Consider the following 2,838-nt stretch of genomic DNA (forward strand, 5'->3'; position numbering starts at 1 on the left):
AAAATTAAACCTGAGTTGTTTAAAAAACGTGTTTATGACCACTCGAAACTGGACAGCTATGGATAAGAGTGGCGCCAATAAAGCTGCGATTGATGAGATCAATACGGGGAAGGAAGTGCGGATCGTCGTGCGCCAAATTAAGTATTCAAATGACATCGTCGAGCAAGACCATCGAGCGATCAAGCGAGTGACTCAGCCGATGCTCAATTTGAAAGCGTTTCATTCTGCGTCGAGTGTTCTTGCTGGCATTGAGTTGATGCACATGATCCGCAAAGGACAAATGATTTTAGGTGCACAAAGTCATTTGTCATTTGTCATTTGCGGAGCAATTTTACGCGCTGGCGGGAAAAATCCGTCCGATTTGAAAAATCGGGTCGGTCGACTCTGCCGAAACTTGCTCTCATGAAGTTAATGCGACAGAACCCCAGCTCGGCCTGAGTTTGATTTATTCAACAACGCCAAGCGAGGCGCCATAAGCCCATTTTGATGCGTACATTCAGCGTCATAACCTCCATACCATTGAAAATATCGCGATACAGGAGTAATATCAATGAGTTATGCACATTGACAAACGAAGTATACGCCTGAATAGGTGTATATTCACATTATGAACTATGCCAAGACTTAAAATTTGTGAAATTTGCAGGACCGAAAATACCTTCATTGGTGCATTAAGGTCTAGAAAATGTCTCGCATGTAAACATCCGATGGACCGGGTGCATGAAATTACGTGTAAAAATTGCGGTTCACAGAACAGAGCAACCCCACTGGAACTATCTTCTAACGGAAATTGTTATTCATGCAAAAAGCCACTTACCTGGACTGTAAATCCAGATAGCTATGTACCCAATGAGATACCATTAAAAAAAAGAATAAAAGCAGGTGCTTGTGCCTTATTTTTGATGGCGCTATCAGTTGATGCTATTTATAGCCAGCGCTTGGTTATACCACATGCCCGCCGCAGAGTAGAATACATTGGTTTTGAAACAATTATACCTATACTTGCAATTCTACTTGCTGCAATCGGATCTCTGGCGATTGTAATCGACCATTATGACAGACGCTTCAATGAGGCTACATATGAAGCAATAATTGGCAGGTCCTTCTTGCTTAGCTTTTTTCTATATTTGATTTCAGTATTCTTCGGGCACGAAATGGCATAGCAACGGTTCAAATCGTTCGCTTCGCGGTTCTGTCGCATTAACTCATCACAGCCGGCTTGATTTTCACTCGACGCTATTAAAATCAGGGTCGCCAGTGATGCTAGATACTAAAAGAATGCGTTTCCCCATCGATATTGTCTTGGTTTGTATTCGCTGGTATGCCACATATCCGTTGAGTTATCGCCATCTTGAAGAAATGATGCAAGAGCGAGGGATTACGGTTGATCACTCGACAATTAATCGCAGGACGATTCGGTTTTTACCCTTACTTGAATTGGCATTTCGCAAATATAAACGCCCCGCCGGCGATCGCTGGCGAATGGATGAAACCTATATCAAAGTGAAAGGTGTTTGGACCTACTTATACCGAGCGGTCGACAAGTCGGGAAAAACGATTGATTTTCTATTGACAGAAAAGCGCGATAAGGTACCCCCCCCACCAAACCAGCTCATTTTTAAGTAGAATTTTCTCGCAGTCTTTGAGGCGCTTCTACATGAAAGCAGCACGTTATTCTGACAGCCAGATTATGGCGATTTTAAAGCAAGCCGAAGCCGGTTCCACCGTTCCTGATTTATGCCGTGAGCACGGCATGAGCTCGGCTTCCTTTTATAAATGGCGCGCTAAGTTTGGCGGCATGGACGTCTCGATGATGACCCGCATGAAAGAGCTGGAGGATGAAAATAAGCGCCTTAAAAAGATGTATATCGAAGCTCAAATGCAGGCAGATATCATCAAGGAAGCTATGGCAAAAAAGTGGTGAAGCCATCTCAGCGGCGTGAGATGGCTCGCTGGGCAGTTGAAACCAAGGCCGTTTCGATTCGTGCAGCTTGTGCTAGCTTTGCGATCAGCACGACTTGTTATCGCTATGTGGCAAAATTAGACGCAGAAAATGAAAAAATTGCCGATTCGTTACTGCAACTCACCGAAGTTCATCGCAACTGGGGCTTTGGTCTGTGCTTTTGCATCTACGAAACGTCAAGAAAAAGGGCTGGAATCACAAACGGGTCTATCGGATTTATTGCGATTTAGAATTAAATCTGCGAATTAAGCCTAAAAAACGTTTAGTTCGTGCAACGCCAGCACCATTAGCAGTGCCTGAGAAAGTCAATGAAACGTGGTCGATGGATTTTATGCACGACCAATTGACCGATGGCCGCAGCATTCGCCTGTTTAATGTGATTGATGATTTTAATCGAGAAGGTTTAGCGATTGATGTTGATTTCTCTTTGCCGGCCGAGCGCGTGGTGCGTAGTTTGAATCAAATTATTGAATGGCGAGGCAAGCCAAAACGGATTCGTTCAGATAATGGGCCTGAATATATTAGTCAATTGTTAAAAGACTGGGCGGAACAGCATTCGATTGAATTGGCGTATATTCAGCCGGGCAATCCCCAGCAAAATGCTTATATCGAGCGCTATAATCGGACCGTGCGGCATGAATGGCTGGCTTGCGATGATTTTGAAAGTCTTGCGGAAATGCAAGAAGTGGCCACGCAATGGCTTTGGAGCTACAACAACGAGCGTCCGCACATGGGTTTGGGTGGCATCACCCCGAAACAAAAACTGGCATTACATGCCTGACCTCTACTTTTAAGTGAGCTTAAAAATGGGGGGATTACCATAAGACGGCGGCCAAACGTTTTTTTGATCAAGCCATCCAGAACAATGGCAAGCC

General features: G+C 44.4%; 1 protein-coding gene and 3 pseudogenes. All 4 read left to right on the forward strand.

Annotation, left to right across the window (positions count from 1 at the left end; all coding sequences use genetic code 11):
- Positions 1–283 (forward strand): annotated as a pseudogene (locus Q0V82_RS16490) (DDE-type integrase/transposase/recombinase); the annotation flags it as partial.
- A 424-nt stretch (positions 284–707) separates the two neighbouring features.
- Positions 708–1,163: a hypothetical protein gene (locus Q0V82_RS16495; RefSeq protein ID WP_297577560.1), complete on the forward strand. Its 456-nt coding sequence runs from the start codon at positions 708–710 to the stop codon at positions 1,161–1,163.
- A gap of 97 nt (positions 1,164–1,260) precedes the next feature.
- A pseudogene (locus Q0V82_RS16500) lies at positions 1,261–1,587 on the forward strand (IS6 family transposase); the annotation flags it as partial.
- Between the two features lie 70 nt (positions 1,588–1,657).
- A pseudogene (locus Q0V82_RS16505) lies at positions 1,658–2,744 on the forward strand (IS3 family transposase).
- The last annotated feature ends 94 nt before the right edge of the window (positions 2,745–2,838 follow it).

The organism is uncultured Deefgea sp. (assembly GCF_947072475.1).
GTDB lineage: Bacteria > Pseudomonadota > Gammaproteobacteria > Burkholderiales > Chitinibacteraceae > Deefgea.